Source organism: Fodinicurvata sp. EGI_FJ10296 (genome assembly GCF_040712075.1).
Classification (GTDB): domain Bacteria; phylum Pseudomonadota; class Alphaproteobacteria; order DSM-16000; family Inquilinaceae; genus JBFCVL01.
Window position 1 is genome coordinate 463,554 of record NZ_JBFCVL010000001.1, and the last position, 18,909, is coordinate 482,462.

21 protein-coding genes are annotated in these 18,909 nt (G+C 61.1%); 9 read left to right on the forward strand and 12 right to left on the reverse strand.

The features are described 5' to 3' along the window. Positions 1–84: 84 nt before the first annotated feature. The 6 genes from ABZ728_RS02110 to ABZ728_RS02135 all read right to left on the reverse strand — a co-directional run bounded on the left by ABZ728_RS02110 (position 85) and on the right by ABZ728_RS02135 (position 5,320). Positions 85–1,236, reverse strand: coding sequence for a hypothetical protein (locus ABZ728_RS02110; RefSeq protein ID WP_366653975.1), 1,152 nt, complete (start codon positions 1,234–1,236; stop codon positions 85–87). Positions 1,237–1,239: 3 nt separating this feature from the next. Further along, positions 1,240–1,914 (reverse strand): CsgG/HfaB family protein, encoded by a 675-nt coding sequence (locus tag ABZ728_RS02115; protein WP_366653976.1) that lies wholly within the window; start codon positions 1,912–1,914, stop codon positions 1,240–1,242. Between the two features lie 513 nt (positions 1,915–2,427). Further along, positions 2,428–2,901, reverse strand: coding sequence for a hypothetical protein (locus tag ABZ728_RS02120; protein ID WP_366653977.1), 474 nt, complete (start codon positions 2,899–2,901; stop codon positions 2,428–2,430). After that, positions 2,882–3,370 carry a hypothetical protein gene (locus tag ABZ728_RS02125; protein ID WP_366653978.1) on the reverse strand — a complete coding sequence of 163 codons (489 nt, stop codon included), beginning with the start codon at positions 3,368–3,370 and terminating at the stop codon, positions 2,882–2,884. The genes ABZ728_RS02120 and ABZ728_RS02125 overlap by 20 nt, the downstream gene beginning before the upstream one ends. Positions 3,371–3,547: 177 nt before the next feature. Then, the gene (locus ABZ728_RS02130) at positions 3,548–4,657 is read right to left on the reverse strand and encodes a hypothetical protein (RefSeq protein WP_366653979.1); all 1,110 of its coding nucleotides are present in this window, start codon (positions 4,655–4,657) and stop codon (positions 3,548–3,550) included. Between the two features lie 3 nt (positions 4,658–4,660). Further along, complete coding sequence (locus tag ABZ728_RS02135; RefSeq protein WP_366653981.1) at positions 4,661–5,320, reverse strand: CsgG/HfaB family protein; 660 nt, start codon at positions 5,318–5,320, stop codon at positions 4,661–4,663. A gap of 898 nt (positions 5,321–6,218) precedes the next feature. On the opposite strand from ABZ728_RS02135, the gene ABZ728_RS02140 reads away from it, so the two are divergent. Next, the gene (locus tag ABZ728_RS02140) at positions 6,219–6,863 is read left to right on the forward strand and encodes a LuxR C-terminal-related transcriptional regulator (protein ID WP_366653982.1); all 645 of its coding nucleotides are present in this window, start codon (positions 6,219–6,221) and stop codon (positions 6,861–6,863) included. A 52-nt stretch (positions 6,864–6,915) separates the two neighbouring features. Here ABZ728_RS02140 and ABZ728_RS02145 read toward each other — a convergent pair whose 3' ends face one another. Continuing rightward, entirely contained in the window at positions 6,916–7,473 is a 558-nt protein-coding gene (locus tag ABZ728_RS02145; RefSeq protein WP_366653983.1) for a response regulator transcription factor, read from the reverse strand. A 664-nt stretch (positions 7,474–8,137) separates the two neighbouring features. On the opposite strand from ABZ728_RS02145, the gene ABZ728_RS02150 reads away from it, so the two are divergent. Further along, positions 8,138–8,650: a hypothetical protein gene (locus tag ABZ728_RS02150; protein WP_366653984.1), complete on the forward strand. Its 513-nt coding sequence runs from the start codon at positions 8,138–8,140 to the stop codon at positions 8,648–8,650. 32 nt (positions 8,651–8,682) lie between these two features. Here ABZ728_RS02150 and ABZ728_RS02155 read toward each other — a convergent pair whose 3' ends face one another. The 5 genes from ABZ728_RS02155 to hslV all read right to left on the reverse strand — a co-directional run bounded on the left by ABZ728_RS02155 (position 8,683) and on the right by hslV (position 14,377). Then, positions 8,683–9,357, reverse strand: a complete 675-nt coding sequence (locus tag ABZ728_RS02155) for a response regulator transcription factor (protein ID WP_366653985.1) — start codon at positions 9,355–9,357, stop codon at positions 8,683–8,685. A gap of 390 nt (positions 9,358–9,747) precedes the next feature. Further along, on the reverse strand, positions 9,748–11,292 hold the full coding sequence (locus tag ABZ728_RS02160; RefSeq protein WP_366653986.1) for a PAS domain-containing sensor histidine kinase: 1,545 nt from the start codon (positions 11,290–11,292) through the stop codon (positions 9,748–9,750). A 5-nt stretch (positions 11,293–11,297) separates the two neighbouring features. Further along, positions 11,298–12,332, reverse strand: a complete 1,035-nt coding sequence (locus tag ABZ728_RS02165; RefSeq protein WP_366653987.1) for an EAL domain-containing protein — start codon at positions 12,330–12,332, stop codon at positions 11,298–11,300. A 175-nt stretch (positions 12,333–12,507) separates the two neighbouring features. After that, positions 12,508–13,815, reverse strand: a complete 1,308-nt coding sequence (gene hslU, locus ABZ728_RS02170) for an ATP-dependent protease ATPase subunit HslU (protein WP_366653988.1) — start codon at positions 13,813–13,815, stop codon at positions 12,508–12,510. A 1-nt stretch (position 13,816) separates the two neighbouring features. Next, the gene (gene hslV, locus ABZ728_RS02175; protein WP_366653989.1) at positions 13,817–14,377 is read right to left on the reverse strand and encodes an ATP-dependent protease subunit HslV; all 561 of its coding nucleotides are present in this window, start codon (positions 14,375–14,377) and stop codon (positions 13,817–13,819) included. A 320-nt stretch (positions 14,378–14,697) separates the two neighbouring features. On the opposite strand from hslV, the gene hisB reads away from it, so the two are divergent. From hisB to ABZ728_RS02210, 7 genes are read left to right on the forward strand one after another with little or no spacing between them, the layout of a single operon-like run. Beyond that, a complete protein-coding gene (gene hisB / locus ABZ728_RS02180) occupies positions 14,698–15,318 on the forward strand; it encodes an imidazoleglycerol-phosphate dehydratase HisB (RefSeq protein WP_366653990.1) in 621 nt (206 codons plus the stop codon). Then, complete coding sequence (gene hisH / locus ABZ728_RS02185) at positions 15,315–15,974, forward strand: imidazole glycerol phosphate synthase subunit HisH (protein ID WP_366653992.1); 660 nt, start codon at positions 15,315–15,317, stop codon at positions 15,972–15,974. Before hisB ends, hisH begins: the two co-directional genes overlap by 4 nt. Further along, positions 15,971–16,558 (forward strand): GNAT family N-acetyltransferase, encoded by a 588-nt coding sequence (locus ABZ728_RS02190; RefSeq protein WP_366653994.1) that lies wholly within the window; start codon positions 15,971–15,973, stop codon positions 16,556–16,558. The genes hisH and ABZ728_RS02190 overlap by 4 nt, the downstream gene beginning before the upstream one ends. Beyond that, entirely contained in the window at positions 16,555–17,292 is a 738-nt protein-coding gene (gene hisA / locus ABZ728_RS02195) for a 1-(5-phosphoribosyl)-5-[(5-phosphoribosylamino)methylideneamino]imidazole-4-carboxamide isomerase (protein WP_366653996.1), read from the forward strand. Before ABZ728_RS02190 ends, hisA begins: the two co-directional genes overlap by 4 nt. 13 nt (positions 17,293–17,305) lie before the next feature. Next, complete coding sequence (gene hisF, locus ABZ728_RS02200) at positions 17,306–18,076, forward strand: imidazole glycerol phosphate synthase subunit HisF (protein WP_366653998.1); 771 nt, start codon at positions 17,306–17,308, stop codon at positions 18,074–18,076. 15 nt (positions 18,077–18,091) lie between these two features. Further along, positions 18,092–18,460 (forward strand): phosphoribosyl-ATP diphosphatase, encoded by a 369-nt coding sequence (locus ABZ728_RS02205; protein WP_366654000.1) that lies wholly within the window; start codon positions 18,092–18,094, stop codon positions 18,458–18,460. Next, positions 18,457–18,828, forward strand: a complete 372-nt coding sequence (locus ABZ728_RS02210) for a histidine triad nucleotide-binding protein (protein ID WP_366654002.1) — start codon at positions 18,457–18,459, stop codon at positions 18,826–18,828. The genes ABZ728_RS02205 and ABZ728_RS02210 overlap by 4 nt, the downstream gene beginning before the upstream one ends. Positions 18,829–18,909: the final 81 nt, after the last annotated feature.

Genomic DNA, 18,909 nt, shown 5'->3' on the forward strand with positions numbered 1-18,909 from the left:
GGGATCAGTCGTACGGGGCGGGCCGACGCCCACCCCGCAGACCTCCTTCACCCGACGAAGCCGCTCGTCGAATGTCGGAACGGGTTAATCGACAAAACCGTTTCCGTCGTTGTCTCCGTTGTCGTCAAAGATGCCGCCGACGCTGACAGTAATCGCCTTGTTGTTGCCAACCGCAGTCGCGACGGAATTGACGATCGGGCGATCGATCAGACCCAGGCCCTCGTAGTTGTTGAGGTAGACCTGGCTGACATCCGACATCGCGTCGGTGTCGGCGTAGCTGAACTGCACGACGTCGCCGATCAGCAGACGATCGGCACCCTGGCCTTCGAGTTCGACGGTCATGTTGTTGACCACCGCCGTTGCCGTGCTGTCGACCGTGGCGTTGTGGATGTTGTTGACTGTCGAATCCGCGGTGATGTTGGCGCTTTCCAGCAGGCCGAGGATCGCGGCCGATCCCAACGTGCTGGCGGCGGAAAGATTGGAATTCCAGTCGTCGTCTTCGCCGTCGACGACATCGTCGTCGAGTTCCACCCACAGTTCGTCGAACTCACCGTTGAAGCTTGAGCCATTGCCACCGCCGATTGCAAACTGCCCTTCATGCAGCTGGATCGAGGCGTCGGACTGAATGGCGGTGTTGTTGGCGACGGCCGTGGCCGTGCTGATGACTTCCGGCAGTTCGGTCGTTGCGTCGAGCGGATCCAGCACGATCACGTCGCCTACGTCGAATTGCGACAGGTCGATCGTGAATTCCAGGTCGCCCGATCCCGTGCAGCTGGTCACAAAGGAACCATCTCCGCCTTCGGAACAGCCGAAACTCACCGTGTTGGTGCCGTTGCGGAATACGATGCCATCCTCGACCACGGTCAGGGTCACGTCGCTGTCGATTGTCGAGCCCTGTCCACTCCCGAGCAGCTCGTACTCAGCCGAGTCGATATAGTCGACCAGGAACTGGATCTCGCCTTCAACGTCGCCGTTGCCGACAGGCTGATTGTTGAAGATATCGGTCACTGTCGACGTAGCGGAATGGTCGCCGATCGAGACCTGCAGGTCTTCAAGCATGATCATGCCCGTTGGCGTGAAGTCGGCATCGATGTCGATGGTCTTGGTGATGACCTCGTTGATTTCGGCATCCCACCGCCAGTCGACATCGTCGAACGCGGCGGCCGGGGCGGCGATGAATGCGAGAGCGGCGGCGGACGCGCCGGCATACATGCTCAGCTTGTTGAATTTCTTCATGATTCAGCTCTCCAGTGAACGATTGTTTTCAAGAGTCGCAGTGAAGAACTCGGTCTCGGCCAGTTCGCATTCGGGACTGGACGGGAGGCCGAGGAAGTCCGTCATGATCTGATGGACAGCCATCTCCACGACGGACCGCACGCCGAGTTGAAGCGGTTCGTTTTCGATGCGACCGGCATCGAACTCGACGAGCTGGTCTCCGAAGAAGCGGAAGACGTTGGCTTCGACTTCGTATCCGGAAATCTGCTTCTGCAGGGTGGTCACATAGGGGACGTCGAAGGTGACGGGGTTCACGACCCGGAGGTCCAGGCCGACATTGATCACCACCGAGCGTCCGCCCAGACCGGCGCCGCCGACGTAAAGTCCGGCGCCCTGGCTGACGATGTTGTAGTTGAGCTCTGTCAGGGCCCCGAGCACGACGAAGTTCGACGGCCGAACGTTGGGATTCTGCGGACCGGCCCGCTGCATGAGACCCTGGGCGACCATCTCGCGTTCGGCGAGCGGGATGCGCAGGTCGAAGCGTTCGACGAGGCGCGCCTTTCGGGTCCGCCAGAGGGCGCTCATGACCATCTCGGTCACGCCCTGGGTCATCACCATGCCGTCGCTTTCAGGGTCGCGCTGGCCGGTCTTGTCCAGGATTTCCCCGACCGTAAAGGTCGGTATGTTAGTGCCAGGCAACTGAGCGAGTTGAGCCAGACATTCAGTATATGGAGTATAGTTGTTCGTTACAGGGTATGTGAAGCTCGGCTCGACGCCGTTCTGCTGCGTAGTTGCTACCCCGGCGCAGCCTGAAACCAGAAAAATAGTCAGTAATTGTGGGGCAATTAATTGTAATTTCATGATACCCTCTGCGCGGCTTCTTATAACAAGGGCGAAATATCAATCCGTGCAAGAACGGTACGAAAATTGTACTCGCGATTACACTGAGAGTTCGGCCACGCAGAATGGCATTGGGAATAGCGTCCTACCTCACCCTGTGGATCACACCACGTTGTCGCCGCGGCTATGATCAGCATGTTCTAGTTCAATGGTATTTGTCGGCGGGGGAAACGCGCGCATTCGGATGGATCGGGGAGCGCGGAACGACGAATTGCGCCGTGCGTGTGACGCAGGCGCTGTCGTCAGAAGCCCCGGTTCGGTCCCGGGCGCCGTGCCGGAAGGTCCCGGCCTCTCACGGGGCTGCTTGCGGGGCTACTTCGGGCCGCCGGTTGCCAGCACAGTCAGCCGTGCCTTGAGAAAAGCGGCATGCAGCGGCTTTTCCCAGAATTCCACTGCCCATGCGCTAGTGGCGCGGGCCATGCGATCAGCGGCAGCGAGCCGGGATGGGGTGTCGCCGGGGGCAATGATCACCAATCGGATCACTGAGCCCGCGGCCGCAAGCCCCGGCAGTATCTCGGGCGATTCGATTTCGGGCCGATGCATGTCGACGATGACGGACCGGGGCTGCAGATCGGTGGCCACGCGCGGGAGATGCCGACAATCCGGTAAGCCAACGATCGTGGCGCCAATGGTGTCGCCGACCGCCGCGACATAGTCGAAAAAATGCGTATTGTTGTTGACCAGAACAATCGGCGGGGGCGAAAGGCCGGGCGATGGAGACCGCAGCGCGGCGACCTGGCCGCGTGCTTTCCGCCGCCCGTCGTCCTCAGTCAGTGCCAGCGTCATCTTCATCGACGTCGGGGCTGGTATTTGATGCCGCGCTGCTGGATCCGGTTGTTTCGCTGTCGACTGCTACCTGTGTGTTTGCTGCCGATCCCTGATTTCCCTGACTGTCCTGATCGGTGGTCTGCTGAACCGTACCGGTCGAGCCGTCGGAAAGGATCTGGCTGATCTCGTTCAGATTGCCGATCGAGGTCGACGAACTGTTATAGGTGTACGTCTCTACAAATTGTTCCAGGGCGCCCATGCCGCTGCCGCCGCCATTGCCGTTGATGCTGCTTTGGCGCTCGGCGTGCTGGAACTGTGCGGCGAGGCTGCGGTTGCGGGGTGTTGCACTCCAGGGCTGTTTGCCCATCTGCTGTGCGTGCGCTTCCTGCATGGCGAAGGGCGACGGTATATCCAGCCCGGTGGCGCCGGCCTCCAACAGGAAGAACCCCGAGACGGTGCCGCATAGTATCAAGGCCGTACGTTTCATGATCGTGTCTCCTGGCCGTTCGGCAATCATGGCCAAAGGCGCTCGTATGCGGTTGGCTGTCCGTTCGATGAACGCTGTCTGGCGTTAAACGTTGGCCATGCGGGGCGGGTCTCCCCACCCCGCAGGCCTGCCGCCACCCGATAAAGCCGCTCATCCGGTGGCGGACCTCGTTCCGGCTCAGTCGTCGATGGACGGTACGGAGACGGTGATGGACTTGTTGTTGCCGACAGCCGTGGCGACCGAGTTGGCGATCGGGCGGCCGAGTTCACCGAGGTTGGTGTAGCTGTTCAGGTAAACACCGCGGACATCCGACAAGGCGTTGGTGTTGGCGTAGGAGAACTGAACCACGTCGCCGATGAGCAGGCGGTCATCGCCTTCCGCCGCGACATCCACCGTCAGGTTGTTGACGACCGCGGTGGCGGTGCTGTCGACCGTCGCATTGTGGATATTACCAACCTGGGAGTCGGCATCGATTTCGGCTTGCTCAAGGATGCCGAGGATCGCGGCCGTGCCGAGTCCAGCGGCGACGACCAGGTTCGAGTTCACCCCGCTGTTCGCCAGATCGGCGGCAACACCATAGCTGGCGAGAGCGGCGATGGCGCCTTCGAGACTGTCGACATTGCCGTCACCAAAGGCGAACTGGCCTTCATGCAACTGCACCGACGTGTCGGTTTCGATCGCCGTGTTGTTGGCGACCGCCGTGGCGGCACTGATGACTTCCGGCAGCTCGGTCAGCGAGTCGAAGGAGTCGAGCGGGATCATGTCGCCGATGTCGAACTGTGACAGGTCGATGGTGATGCCCAGGGAGTTGAGCTGTGTCTCACAGCCGCTGACACCGATTCCATCGTCATCGCAATCAAGTGTGGCCGTTGTGCCGTCGGTCGCGGTGAATTTGACACCAGCATCCGTCAGTTCGAGCATCACGCCGCCTTCGGCACTCGCCAGGACTCCCGCGATACCTTCGAACTCGCCAAACGCCTGCCAGTCGACCATGATCTCGATCTCGCCTGGATCGAAGCCGTCGCTGGGCTGGTAATTGAAGATGTCGTTGACGTTGGACCGCGCCGTTTGGTCGCCGATCGACACCTGGAGGTCTTCCAGCATGGTCATGCCGGTCGGGTCCAGATCGATATTGATATCGACAACCTTGGTGATGTCTTCGTCGATATGGGCGTCCCAGGTCCAGTTCACTTCGTTGAACGCGGAGGCCGGAGCGGCGATCAGTGCCAGACCCAGGGCGGCGGCGGAAACGCCGGCATACAGACCCACTTTTTTGGAAATAATCATTGGTTAGCTCTCCCGAGTACGATTGCGATTGAGGGTGGCCGTGAAGAACTCGGTCTCTGCCAGTTCGCATTCGGGACTGGACGGGAGGCCGAGGAAGTCCGTCATGATCTGATGGGTGGCCATCTCCACGACGGACCGCACGCCGAGTTGAAGCGGTTCGTTTTCGATGCGACCGGCATCGAACTCGACGAGTTGGTCTCCGAAGAAGCGGAAGACGTTGGCTTCCACTTCGTATCCGGAAATCTGTTTCTGCAGGGTGGTCACATAGGGGACGTCGAAGGTGACGGGGTTCACGACCCGGAGGTCGAGGCCGACATTGATCACCACCGAGCGTCCGCCCAGACCGGCGCCGCCGACGTAAAGTCCGGCGCCCTGGCTGACGATGTTGTAGTTGAGCTCTGTCAGGGCCCCGAGCACGACGAAGTTGGAAGGTCTGACGGTCGGGCCCTGAGGATAAGTCCGGGGCATGAGGCCCTGGTTCACCATCTCGCGTTCGGCGAGCGGGATGCGCAGATCGAAGCGTTCGACGAGGCGCACCTTGCCGGTTCGCCACAGGGCGCTCATGACCATCTCGGTCACACCCTGGGTCATCACCATGCTGTCGCTCTCGGTGTCGCGCTGACCCGTCTTGTCCAGGATCTCTCCAACCGTAAAGGTCGGCACGTTGTCTCCCGGCAGCTCGGCGAGCTGCGACAGACATTGCGTATATGGCGTATAATTAGAAGTAACGGGATATGAAAAGCTTGGTTCAAAGCCGTTATCTTGAGTCGAAGCTACACCGGCGCATCCGGAAAGAAGCGTAGCCGATAGCAACGACACGGAAATGAATTTCGTGTTCATGATAACCTCTGTGCGGCTTCTATCATCGAGGATGTGGTCTTTCTGTGACAGTCAAACAGTACCAGCATAAATGACGATCCGGTAAGGAACGTACGGAATATTATTTGTTGCAAAGGTAATAGACGGCGTACTTCGAATAGCCCGGTCAGGGGCATCCGCGTCGAAGGCTATTCCGTGCATTCCGCTAATGGAGCGAACGCACCCGAAAGGACGCTCTCGGGTAGGGGCCATGAACCGCTGCGCCGCGACTGACTGCCTTTCGGAATAGTCAGGGGCGCAACAGTGCGCGCGGATTGACGATCGCGCCGCCCCCGTTGCCGTTTGGTCCGGCAATGTGGCTTCGGGCAGTGGGGGGCGGACGTTGCCGTTCGTTCGCCGGTCGTGAAATCCGGACGGCGAACGGAACAAGCCGAATTCGGTGGATCGGTATGGCGATCTGTATGACGCCTGGTCGACTGTTCGGATCGTCGATAATTCGAAAGAGTGGCGCCGCGCTATTTTCATCGTCGCCACCCGCCGGATGCGTCCTTGGATAGCAAGCGTGGTCCGCTACGATATATTCGATCTCCAAGCGCCTGATTGGGTTCGGATGAGCCCCCGTTCGACACCGATTGGCACTATCAGGCGTCGGATTGCCGATGCTCCCGTATGGCGCCCGACCCGCTCAATTTCCGCCGCATTGCAAGGAAATCGTGGGTCCGGCCAACAGTCGTGTCATTTGATGGACAATGAAACGGAACCGAGACTGTTTCTGGCCAGCCGGGATCCGATGATTGGCGGCTGGTTCGTTCATCGGTTGGCAGCTGCCGGCGTCAAGGTTTCGGTGGAGAAGCACGATTGGTGTACCCAGGGCGCCGAAATACCCGGCGCCGGGGACATGATCGTTCTCGGCCAGGCCGATATTCGAAGGCTGATGTCGAAGCCGGGCGCTGCAACGTTCGATGTGCGCATTCTGTTGGGGGTTTCGGCGCTGAATATCGGGAGCGTATTGTCGGCTCTGGCCCGGTTGGGCCGCCCCCGGCCCGGTGACGCGATCGTCGTCCTGGACAATCGCAATCAACCCCTCGGTCCCGTTGTCGCAGTGGCAACGGAAGGCTATCTGTCGCTACCCGCCGAAATTCTGGGACCTTTGGTCGAGGAAGCCGCATTCAGGCGCCTCGCCCTGACGCTTGAGCCGGACGAAGCGCGACTACTTTCGCTGCTGGCGCGCGGATTCAGCAACGCCAGAATCGCCGAGGCCGTCGGATGGCATCAAAGTCAGGTCAAGTCGCGGCTGCGGACTCTGATGCGGCGCCTCAACGTGGCGAATCGGACGGCCGCGGCTGTTGCTGCGTTCCGGTTGGGGCTGGACACGTTCCCGGACTAGCCAGATGAGGTCCGCGGTCGCGGCCGGTCACAGGGTTTCACGAGAAATGGCCTCAGCGCCGGGATGGCGATCGATCCGACATCCCGTTGCCTGAAAATCCGTTTCCGGGGACTCCGTGTCCCGAGACTCCGTGATTAAGGCCCCAGATCGCTGCCTGGGTGCGGTTGCGCGCCTTGATCTTGCGCAACAGGCTCTTCAGATGAACCTTTACCGTGCCCTCTGCGACGTCCAGCTTTCGGGCGATCGATTTGTTCGATTGGCCCTCAATCAGCCCGTGCAGGATTTCTGTTTCCCGCCGGGATAGCGTTTGCCCCAGTGGGTCCTCCCGGAGCGTGTCGAAGGCTTGCCGTGGGAATAGCGGGGCATCCGGCGCCTGATCGAGAGTCTCGGTGGCATCGGCGTCCAGGCCGGTGCTGACGAGGATGCTGGCGAGTTCGCTTGGGAACACCATTTCCCCCGTTTCCATCAGCAGCAGCGAATGTAGCAACGCATCAGGTGAAATGTCTTTGAGAAGATAGCCGCGAACGCCGCTGCGAAGGGCATCAGCCAGAGCATGAGGATCGACGGTATTCGCCAGCGCGACGATCCGCAGCCTCGGGGCATTCCGCACAATGGAAGAAACGGCATCCGACAGGGCCGGATCGACCCTCGCCCATTCGATCAGCAGAAAATCAGGATGTCGGCCTGCTTCTTCCCCCCTCAGAGAAAATCCCGTTAAATCCGCGGATTCCGCGACTACCGAGAATGGCCCCGACTCAAACAGTCGTTTGAGTCCTTCTCGAAACAATCGGCTGGGGTCGACTATATGGACACTGAACTGCTGCATTGTCGGCCTCCGGCGGGACTTAGCTTCTTGTCATTGTTGCATGAATGATTCCATGGCACCTATGCCGAGAAACTTTCATATCCGGAGTGTAATTATTTCGTATGATGTTAATCGGTGTCAAATCGTATTGCGAGTTTCGGTAAATTTTGGGTCAGATTCTTCGCGTCATCGGCGCAGGACTGGCTACGAGCCCAAACCTCGGCGGCTACCGGGTACTTTTGTGCTATTGGCTACCCCCTTTGGTACGTGATGTCGAGGAAGGGCGGCAAATACTACCTCTTTTGAACATGGCATAACGCAAAGGTATGCGGGTACTCCATCTCATAGACCCCGTTAACCATCTCCTTGGTAGAGTCTCGACCCATCGGCAAGACCGATTACCCGTTGGGGCTAGGCCAGTGGCATTCGTCACCGGTCTGCCGACAACCAGAACATCGATGAGGATGCTATGAAGAAACTTGCGCTAATTCTCGGGTCGGCCCTGATCGCAGCTTTGCCGGCGGGCGAAACCCTTGCACAGTGGAACAACGCGCCGTATGGGGCCGGTGCCGGGACGTCTAGCTTCTCGATGAGCAATGCCCACCGCCAGGTCATACTGGACGAGCGCGCCGGTACCTTGCCATCGGGTCAGGTCTATCGCGACCGCACCGGCAATCTGCTGGTTATCGAGCGGGGGGATGACAATCAGGCGATCGTGCGTGATCGTGCCGGCGTCGAAGTTCGGATCCCGCGGGGCCGGACGTGGCAGGGTCGCGGTTTCGGTTATGGGGGCCGTGACAGCAGCGGGTTCCGGTCCAGGTCATCGATCGGCGGAGGCCTGATCTTCTCCAGCTACGTGGCGTCCACCGATGTCGGGAACGCGTCGCTTGACATGTCCCAGATGCGTTCGGGGTCGTCATGGCAACCCGGCGTTTCGTCGGTTGCCATCTGGACGGAACAACTGGCGGCCATGGCCAACTAGGCCGCCCGTGCTGTCCCGGACCAGATAAGGTGTCAGCGCAGATCGTGCTCCAGGGCGGTGGCCATGCCGTGATTCATTGCCCAGATGGCTGCCTGCGTACGATTGGCGGCTTTGATCTTTCGCAGCAGCGCCTTGAGATGGACCTTCACCGTGCCCTCGGCGAGGTTGAGGTTGCTGGCGATGACCTTGTTGGGCTGTCCCTGAACGAGACAGTGCAGAATCTGCATTTCCCTGTCGGACAAGCCGTATTGCCGGACATCGGCCATCTCGATGTCCGGTCCATTTTGTTTGACCGTTGCGATCAGATAGGCTGCCAACTCGGTCGGAAATACGACCTCTCCCGTCCTGACCAGCATCAGTGACTGAATCAGCGCTTCGGGCGACATGTCACGCAACAGAAAGGCGTGGACACCCGTCCGCAAGGCGCTGATCAGCGCTTCGGAATTCATCTGGTCGCTCAATGCGACGATGCGCAACGCGCCGTGCTTTTTCAGCAAATCAATTTCTGCAAAGAAATCCGGATCGCCCGGAAGCCACTCCACGAGCACGAAGGCCTCATGGGCGCTGGTATCCTGGAGGCTGGGCAGAAGGTCCGAGAGCGTCCGCGCTTCGCTGAGGATTCTGAATGGTGTCGCTTCGAAAAGCCGGCGCATGCCCTCCCTGAAAAGGCGGCTCCGGTCAACGAGAATGATGCCTGGTCCTGACATTTCGATGCCCCTCATTATCTTGATTTTCCACTACGCTTAACCGTTTCTTAACCAATGCGACCATCATACTGTCTCAGGTGATGAATGAAAATTCCACTTTGGGGTGGTTTTCCGTCCTTTTTAATCTCACCTTATCCGAGATGTTGCTCCATTCGGGCCAGCAGGGTCGAACATCCGCTCGAAAGAGGTAGGAGAGTCAGGTGGGCCGACGGGTAATGCCATACTGAATTTCCCGGCCTGCGACTTGATCTGTCGAATCAGCCACTGCGAACGATTTTTACCAGCCGATTCTGTTCCGAGTCGCCCACCCGGTGTGCCTGCCGACGTCCAGTATCGACGGGGAAACGACTGGAAAACCTGCTGCCGTACGTTGTGCCGGCGGCGGTGTGTTCAGGTCGGATCCACGCGGTCGGCCGGAAAAACCAGCCGGACCGTCGTCCCGACGCCAAGCGCGCTGTCGATTTCGAGCCTTCCGCCATGCAACTCTATCAGTGAACGGGTGAGCGGAAGGCCCAGTCCCGTTCCTTCGAATGATCGGCTCAGGCGGTCGTCGGCTTGCTTGAAGGGCTGCAGCAAGGATTCGATGTTGGCGCTATCGATGCCGATTCCATTGTCCGTGACCGTCACCACGGCTTCGCCCTGCGGCGACCGGTGGCCGGAAATGGTCACGCGACCCCCTTTGTTCGTGAATTTCACCGCATTTGACAACAGGTTGATGATCATCTGGCGAAGTTTCTGCTCGTCCGCGAACAGGACCGGGAAATCCTCTGCGATGTCCTGATCGAGAGAGATCTGTTTGTTCTCCGCTTGCAGGGACAGCAGACGAATGCCGGCGCTGATCGTTTCCGACGGATCGAACCGGTCAGCCTGGACCATCATCTCTCCGGCTTCGAGCTTTACGACATCGAGAATGTCGTTGATGATCGACAGCAAGTGGCGGCCGCTCTGCAGCACGTCGGCGGCATAGTCCTTGTATTCCGGGCGCCCGATCGGCCCGAACAACTCGTCGCTCATGACTTCGGAGAAGCCGATGATCGCGTTCAACGGGGTGCGCAGTTCATGGCCGATCATGCCCAGGAATAGGCTCTTGGCACGATCCGCGTCGCGTGCCTGGGCGAGCGCGCCGTCCAGGCGCGCGTTCGTGGCCGTCAATTCCGTCAGTGCTTGCTCCAGTTCCAGCCTGTAGGCACCGGCCCGTTCCTCGGCGGCAAGCCTTTCGGTGACATCGGTGCCAGAGCCGCGAAAACCCTGGAACCCGCCCGCTTCGGCATCAAAGACCGGTATCCCGGACAACAGGTAGATGCGCTCCCCGCCCGCCGGACGCTCCAGCACGAACAGGACGTCCCGAAAGGGCGCCCGGGTCCGCAGTGTCGGTGGCCGGCGTCCGGAAGCGGGTCGGAATTGGCCGATGTCGAACAGCGATCTGCCGGTTAGCTCTGCGCAGGTTTCGATGTCGGTTCCAATGTCCCGCGTGACCGAGTGAACGATCGTCCAGTCTGTGTCCGTTTGCCATACCCAGTCGGAAACAGTTGATAGAAGCTCGTCGGACCGTTCCTTGACGGTGCCGAGTGCGGCCCGGAGTTCGGTTTCTATCGTCTGATCGTCGTAAACGCCCACCAGCGTGTCGCCACCATGGCCGGCAAGTTTCACATGCCGCCCGGACAGCGTCCGCTTTCGGCCGTCGATCTCGACCGACTCCCTTTGCCGGATCGGCGCCGAGGATCGGCGCAGGGCCGACAGCAAACGCGGGCTGATCCGCCGAAGGGGGTGGCCGTCCGAGCGGCGAAATATGTCGTTGAAGGCTTTGTTGGAATAGCGAATGACGCCGTCGGTGCCGGCTATGTAGACAGGGCTGCACAGTCCCAGCGCCATGGTGGCGATGTCGGCAGGAGGAAAGGTGTCAGAACCGTTGTCGTCTGCTTCGAAATCGGACATTCGGGCTATGCTTCGCCCGTTCTGGATGCGCGTGCCTGCCCGGCCGTCTCTGCGGCGCCGACGAGCGGCCCCTCAAGAAAGGTGGTCCCATGCTCATAGAGAAATATGGCATCGGGTTCGCCAGCGATGCCGCAGGCGACCGTATCGATCCGCAGCCGTTGCGCCATCTCCAGAAGCTTGCGGACCACGATGCTCTTGTACGGGTCGTCGGCGACACCTGTGGCGACCCGCGGAGAGATCCGGATCATGTCCGGCTTGACCTGGGAGAGCAGGTCCAGCGACGCCGCGCCGGACCCGACATCGTTCAGCGCCACCTGGAACCCGGCGTTGCGATAATATCTGAGAATTCCGCGCAAATGGTCGATGTCGACCGGATTGTCGTTCATGACCATGGTAAAAATGATCATCCCGGGGTCCAGATCGGCTTCCTTGACCGCGGCAACGGTGGTCCGCAGACAGAATTCCGGGTCGTAGATGGATGACGGCGAAAACGGGATGAAGGTCGGCTGTGTTGCTTTCGTGCGGCCGATCTCGCGGATTGCGGTGACGCGGGCTGCCCGGTCCACGGGGGCGAGAATGCAGGCATTGGCCGCGGTCCGGTAAATCTGGTCCGCGCCAATCAAATTGCCGCCAGAATCGGTGCCATGGAGGGTGGCGTTCAATGCGAACACATCGCTCCATTCCTCGGCGTGGACAACGGGGGACAGCGCGATCTGCAGCTGGGCCTGATCGACCATCGAAAGCAGCCAGCCGGCGTCGACGAAACTTGAAACGGCTTCCAGGCTGCGGGCGTCGGGAATGTCGGCCACGCCGGGCTCCACGCCCTGTTCCTTGACCAGAACGGTCGTTGCGCGCCGTTCTTCGCTGGAAAGAACGCCGGTTAACGCGACACTGGTGCGTTTGAACAGATCGACCGGGGCATCGAACGTAATCGCCCCGGTCTCATCGTCGATGACGAAGGGGGTGTCCAGTCCCGTCAGGACATCCCGGATCTTCGTGCCGCTGTGGCCGATCGGGGGCCAGACAAAATAACGGCGCACGCCGCTAATAACCGCCGGCGTAACCTCGCATTTCTGGCAGACCACCGTATTTCCCCTTGTGAGACGGCCTCGCGCTGCTGGTCGGGAAGGCCGTCATGCCCGATCAGGAAATCTTGATCGCACAAGGGAATTAACAAGCTCTTTCCATTCGCCTGTTTCGGCTGGAATTCGACGACTACAGGATGAACCGGCTGAGATCGCTGTCCTTGCTGAGATCGCCCACCCGCTGTTCGACCATGGCCGCATCGATCGTCACCGTTTCGCCCGTGCGATCGCTGGCTGTGTAGCTGATGTCGTCAAGAAGCCTCTCCAGCACCGTGTGCAGCCGCCGTGCCCCGATATTCTCAACCGACCGGTTGATCTCGGCCGCCAGCCGGGCCAGCGTGTCGATCGCGTCGTCGGTGAACTCAAGGATAACCCCCTCGGTATCGAGCAGGGCAATGTACTGCTTGATCAGACTGTAATCGGGTTCGACCAGGATCCGGCGCAGATCGGCCTCGGCCAATGCCTGCAGTTCCACCCGGATCGGCAGTCGGCCCTGCAGTTCCGGCAGCATGTCGGCCGGTTTGGACACATGAAAGGCCCCCGACGCGATGAACAGGATGTGATCGGTCGAAACGGTGCCGTGCTTCGTTGTGACCTGGGTGCCCTCGATCAGTGGCAGCAGATCGCGCTGAACGCCCTCGCGGCTGACATCCGCCCCGCCGCGATCGGAACGCGCCGTGATCTTGTCGATTTCGTCGAGGAAAACGATTCCGTTCTGTTCGACGGCCGAAATCGCTTCGCGCGTCACCTGCTCCTGATCGAGCAACTTGTCGGCTTCTTCCGCAATCAGAGGTTCGTAGCATTCGCCGACGGTCACCGAGCGGGTCTTGTTCCGGCCGCCCATCGCCTTGCCGAAAAGGTCGCCGAGATTGATCATGCCCATCTGGCCGCCCTGGCCGCCAGGCAGTTCCATGGTGGGGAACGGATTACTGGTGTCGGCCATCTCCACATCGATCTGGCGATCGTCGAGGGCGCCCTCGCGCAGCATCTTGCGGAATTTCTGGCGCGTTTCGGCGGCCGCGTTCTGGCCGACAAGGGCATCGATGACCCGCTCCTCGGCACGAACTTCGGCCTTGGAGTGCACGTCCCGGCGCAGCCGCTCGCGGGTCATGGTGATGGAGATCTCGACGAGATCGCGAACGATCTGCTCCACGTCGCGGCCTACATAGCCGACTTCGGTGAACTTGGTCGCTTCCACCTTGACGAAGGGCGCGTTGGCGAGGCGCGCGACCCGCCGCGCGATCTCGGTCTTGCCGACGCCGGTCGGGCCGATCATCAGAATGTTCTTCGGCAGCACTTCGCCGCGGATGTCCTCGGGGAGCTGCTGACGGCGCCACCGGGTTCGCAGGGCAATGGCGACGGCGCGCTTGGCCTCTTTCTGGCCGACGATATACCGATCGAGTTCGGAAACGATTTCACGGGGGCTGAAGTCGGTCATCTCAGAGTTTTTCCACGGTAAGAGAGTGATTCGTATAGACGCAGATGTCGGCGGCGACGCCCATCGCCTTGCGCGCAATGCTCTCGGCGTCCATGCCATCGATGTCATAGAGCGCTCGCGCCGCCGAAAGTGCCATGGGACCGCCGGAACCGATGGCGATGAGACCGTCATCGGGTTCCAGCACATCGCCCGTGCCGGTCAACAGCAGCGAGATATCCTTGTCGCATACGGCCATCATGGCTTCGAGCCGGCGCAGATAGCGGTCGGTCCGCCAGTCCTTTGCCATCTCGACGCAGGCCCGCATCAACTGACCCGGGTGCTGTTCGAGTTTCGCTTCAAGGCGTTCATAGAGGGCGAACGCATCGGCCGTCGATCCGGCGAAACCGGTCAGAACCGACCCCTGCGCCAGTCGGCGGACCTTGCGCGCCGTTCCTTTCATTACGGTGTTGCCGGCCGTGACCTGGCCATCCCCGGCAACGACGACGTCACCATCCTTGCGAATGGCCAGGATCGTCGTTCCGCGCCAACCCGTCGGGTCCCCGGATCCGTTCTGTCTGTCCATACACCTGTTCCCTGCTAGTTGCCCACGAAGCGGGTAAAGACGGAGCGGGTAAAGATATCGCCCCGACCCGCCGGGCCGCGAAGTCCGCTCACGAAACCGCAATTCCACTCGATATTCGCCGCGCCCGTCTTGCCACGGTCGCGGCGGTCCTGCCTCCATGTTGGAGGCCCCGGCAGTCGGATCAACCCCGTGCCCCGGGCGAGCGTCAGTCGGGTGTGGCGGTCCGGCGAAGCCGGCGTGCGGGGGCAGGATAGCCGGTTGACTGGCGGTGGCGCGAAGTTCCTGTTAAAAGTCCGGCACGCACCGGAAAAGGCATCGCAATGACCACCCGCACGGCAACCTATGATCGCAAGACCAACGAAACCCTCATCAGCGTCACGGTGGCGCTGGACGGCACAGGCCAAAGCCGCGTTGCAACAGGGATCGGCTTTTTCGATCACATGCTCGACCAGCTTTCGCGCCATTCGCTGATCGATCTGACGGTCGAGGTCGAAGGCGATCTCCATATCGACGCCCATCATACCGTCGAGGATACAGGTATCGTGCTGGGTCACGCGCTCGCCCGGGCGCTGGGCGACAAGGCCGGGATTCAGCGTTATGGAAATGCCCTGCTTCCGATGGACGACGCGCTGTGCCGCGCCGCTGTCGACCTGTCCGGGCGCCCCTGGCTGCACTGGAATGTGGCGTTCACGCAGCCCGCGCTCGGTTCGATGGATACAGAGGTCTTCAAGGAGTTTTTCCAGGCGCTGGCCAACGGCGCTGGTGCCAATATTCATATCGACATTCTTCATGGGGTCAACAACCACCATATGATCGAAGCGGCGTTCAAGGCATGTGCACGGGCCCTGCGCGCCGCCGTCGAGATCGACCCGCGGCGCCCGTCGGGTCTTGCCACCACCAAGGGACGCCTGGCCGACACGCCGGACGGCAGCACCGCATGAAGATCGCCATCATCGACTACGGCTCGGGCAATTTACGCTCGGCGGCAAAGGCAGTCGAACGCATGGCCGGTGAAGCCGGACGACCGGCGACCGTAGAAACCACCGCTGACCCGGCTGTGGTCGCTGCGGCGGATCGGGTGATCCTGCCCGGAGTCGGGGCGTTCGGCGACTGCCGCGCCGGCCTCGATGCCATTGACGGCATGATCGAGGCCATGGACTATGTCGGTCGCGACCGGGCGCGGCCATTTCTGGGCATCTGCGTCGGTATGCAACTTCTGGCCGATGTCGGCCGCGAGTATGGCGACCACCCGGGACTGGGCTGGATTTCCGGCGCCGTCACCGTGCTTCCCCCGGGCATGACCGACAGCGAGGGCCGCAAGCTGAAGATCCCGCATATGGGCTGGAATCAGCTGACGTTCCGGACGGAGACTCACCCGATCGTCCGGGGCCTGTCGTCCGGCGCTTATGCGTATTTCGTCCATTCCTATCGGTTCGAGCCGACGGCGGCCGCCGATGTGCTGGCCGAAACGCATCATGGTGTGCCGATTGCCGCCATTGTCGCCAACGGAACGGTGGTCGGCACGCAGTTCCATCCGGAAAAAAGCCAGGAGACCGGATTGACCATCCTGAAGAACTTCATCGAATGGTCGCCATGACCGATCACAACGACAGCGATCTCTCACAGCGGACAGATTTCGGCGTCGAGCGACTGTCGGAGTTTGCGGGCTCTGACCTCTACGACCTTTGCGATGCCGCCATTCTCGCCATCAAGGACGGCGGCGGCTTTGGCTGGGTATCGCCGCCGCCGCTCGAATCGCTCGAACGCTATTATCGTGGCGTGTTGTCGGTGCCGGGCCGCGAGTTGTTCGTGGCCCGGCTCGACGGCGTGATCTGCGGTTCGGCCCAACTGGTCAGGCCCAGCCCCAACAACGAGGCGCAGGCATTCGCCGCGACACTGGCGTCGTCTTTCATCGCGCCCTGGGCGCGGGGCCACGGATTGGCGCGCATGACCGTCGAGGCGGTAGAGGAAGCGGCCCGCGATGCCGCGTTCGACGTATTGTCGCTGGATGTGCGTGAAACCCAGAAAGCGGCGATCGAACTTTACAAATCGCTCGGCTATCGGTTCTGGGGCCGCAACCCGGTATATGCGCGGGTCGGCGGCCGCCTGATTGCCGGCGTCTACTATTACAAGGCCCTGAATCCCGAGCGGGTCCGGGTACTGGAGGATGGCAGCGGATGAGATTCTACCCGGCGATCGATCTCAAGGATGGCGACTGCGTTCGCCTATTGAAAGGCGACATGAACGCCGCGACCGTCTTCAATACCGATCCGGGCGCCCAGGCTGCTGCCTTCGAGGCTGTTGGCGCCGAATGGGTGCATGTCGTGGACCTCAACGGTGCGGTCGAGGGGCGCGCCGTCAACCGCGCGGCCGTGGAGTCGATCATTTCGCGCGTGACGATTCCGGTCCAGCTCGGCGGCGGCATCCGCTCGATGGAGGCGATTGACGCATGGCTGGCCGCCGGTGTGCGTCGCGTCGTGCTGGGAACGGTGGCGCTGCGGGACCCTGACCTGGTCAAGGCCGCCTGCGCACGGCATCCGGGACGAATCGCCGTCGGCATCGATGCGCGCGGCGGCCGGGTAGCGGTCGAGGGATGGGTGCAGACGTCGGAGACAACCGCGGAAGACCTGGCGCTGCGCTTCGAGGACAGCGGCGTTGCCGCGATCATCTATACCGATATCGATCGTGACGGCACACTGACCGGCGTGAATGCCGAGGCGACCGCGGCGTTGGCGCGGCGGACCGAAACGCCGGTCATCGCGTCCGGCGGCGTTTCCGGCCCCGGAGATCTTCGTGCTTTGATGGCATTGGAAGCTTCCGGGATCGAGGGCGTCATCTGTGGCCGGTCGCTCTATGACGGCCGTCTGGATCCGGCTTCCGCTGTCGCGATACTCGCCGGGCGGGCGCCGCAATGAAAGTAATTCAACGATGCTGACGAAACGCGTTATCCCCTGCCTCGACGTCAAGGATGGCCGCGTCGTCAAGGGCGTGAACTTCGTCGATCTGCGTGATGCCGGCGATCCGGTCGAGCAGGCGAAGGTCTACGACGCGGCGGGGGCGGACGAACTGACATTCCTCGACATTACCGCGTCCCACGAGAACCGCGGCATCATTTACGAAGTCATCGAACGCACGGCGGCGCAGGTCTTCATGCCGTTGACCGTGGGCGGTGGCGTTCGAACGCTGGAAGATATCCGGCGATTACTGCTGGCCGGCGCCGATAAGGTCTCGATCAACACAGCAGCCGTAAAAACGCCGGAGTTCGTCGCCGCAGCCGCCGAGAAATTCGGTCGACAATGCATCGTTGTGGCTGTCGATGCGAAGCGGACCGGTCCCGGCACCTGGGAGGTCTTCACCCACGGCGGGCGCAACCGGACCGGCCTGGAAGCGATCGACTGGTGCGCGCGCATGGCCGATCTGGGGGCAGGGGAGCTTTTGCTCACATCCATGGACCGGGATGGTACTGGTGAAGGTTTCGACGTGGATTTGCTGGCGCGGGTATCGGCTGCGGTGGAAATCCCGATCATCGCGTCCGGCGGTGCCGGAACGCTGGATCATCTGGTCCAGGGCGTAAAACAGGGCAACGCCGACGCCGTGCTTGCGGCCTCGATATTTCATTTCGGCACCTATACTATTGCCGAAGCCAAATCCCACATGGCCGACGCCGGCATCCCGGTACGGCCTGTAGCGCCGCGTTGAGAGTATCAGGGCCCAATGACAACACATGATCCCAAAGCCGCGACCAAGGGCGACATTCTCGATTCCATATACGAGGTCATTGCCTCGCGTCGGGGCGCCGATCCGGAAACATCCTACACGGCCAAGCTCTTCAGGGGCGGCCCGCCGAAGATGGGACAAAAGGTTGGCGAAGAAGCTGTCGAGGCGGTCGTTGAAATCATCCAGGGCAAGCCGCAGGCATTGGCCGAAGAAAGCGCCGATCTGTTGTTTCATCTGATGGTGGCCTGGGCGGAAACCGGCGTCAGGCCGGACGATGTCTGGCGCGTGCTCGAAAACCGGATGGGCACCAGCGGGGTCGACGAAAAAAAGCGGCGGGGGAAAGTCAGCGAGGAAAGCAGCAAATGACGAGGGACTACGACGATACCAATATTTTCGCTCGCATTCTCAGGGGCGAAATCCCTTGCGACAAGGTTTTCGAGGACGAGCATGTACTGGCGTTCAAGGATATCCAGCCACGCGCGCCTGTTCACGTTCTGGTAATCCCAAAGGGCCGCTACAGGTCGTTCGCCGATTTCAGCGCCAATGCATCAGAAGACGAAGTCGTCGCGCTTATTCGGGCGGCCGGCCGCATTGCGAAAGAAATGGGTGTCGAAGATCCCGGCTATCGGCTTTTGAGCAATGTCGGCGACGACGGCGGGCAGGAAGTGCCACACCTGCACTTTCACATTTTTGGTGGACGGGCTCTGGGCGCGATGCTGCCGAGTGCCGATTAGTACGGCACGATAGATATTCTCAATGATCTGTCAGGAAAGCACAGAGGGCGGTTGCCCGCCCTCTGGCCATCCATATGCGGC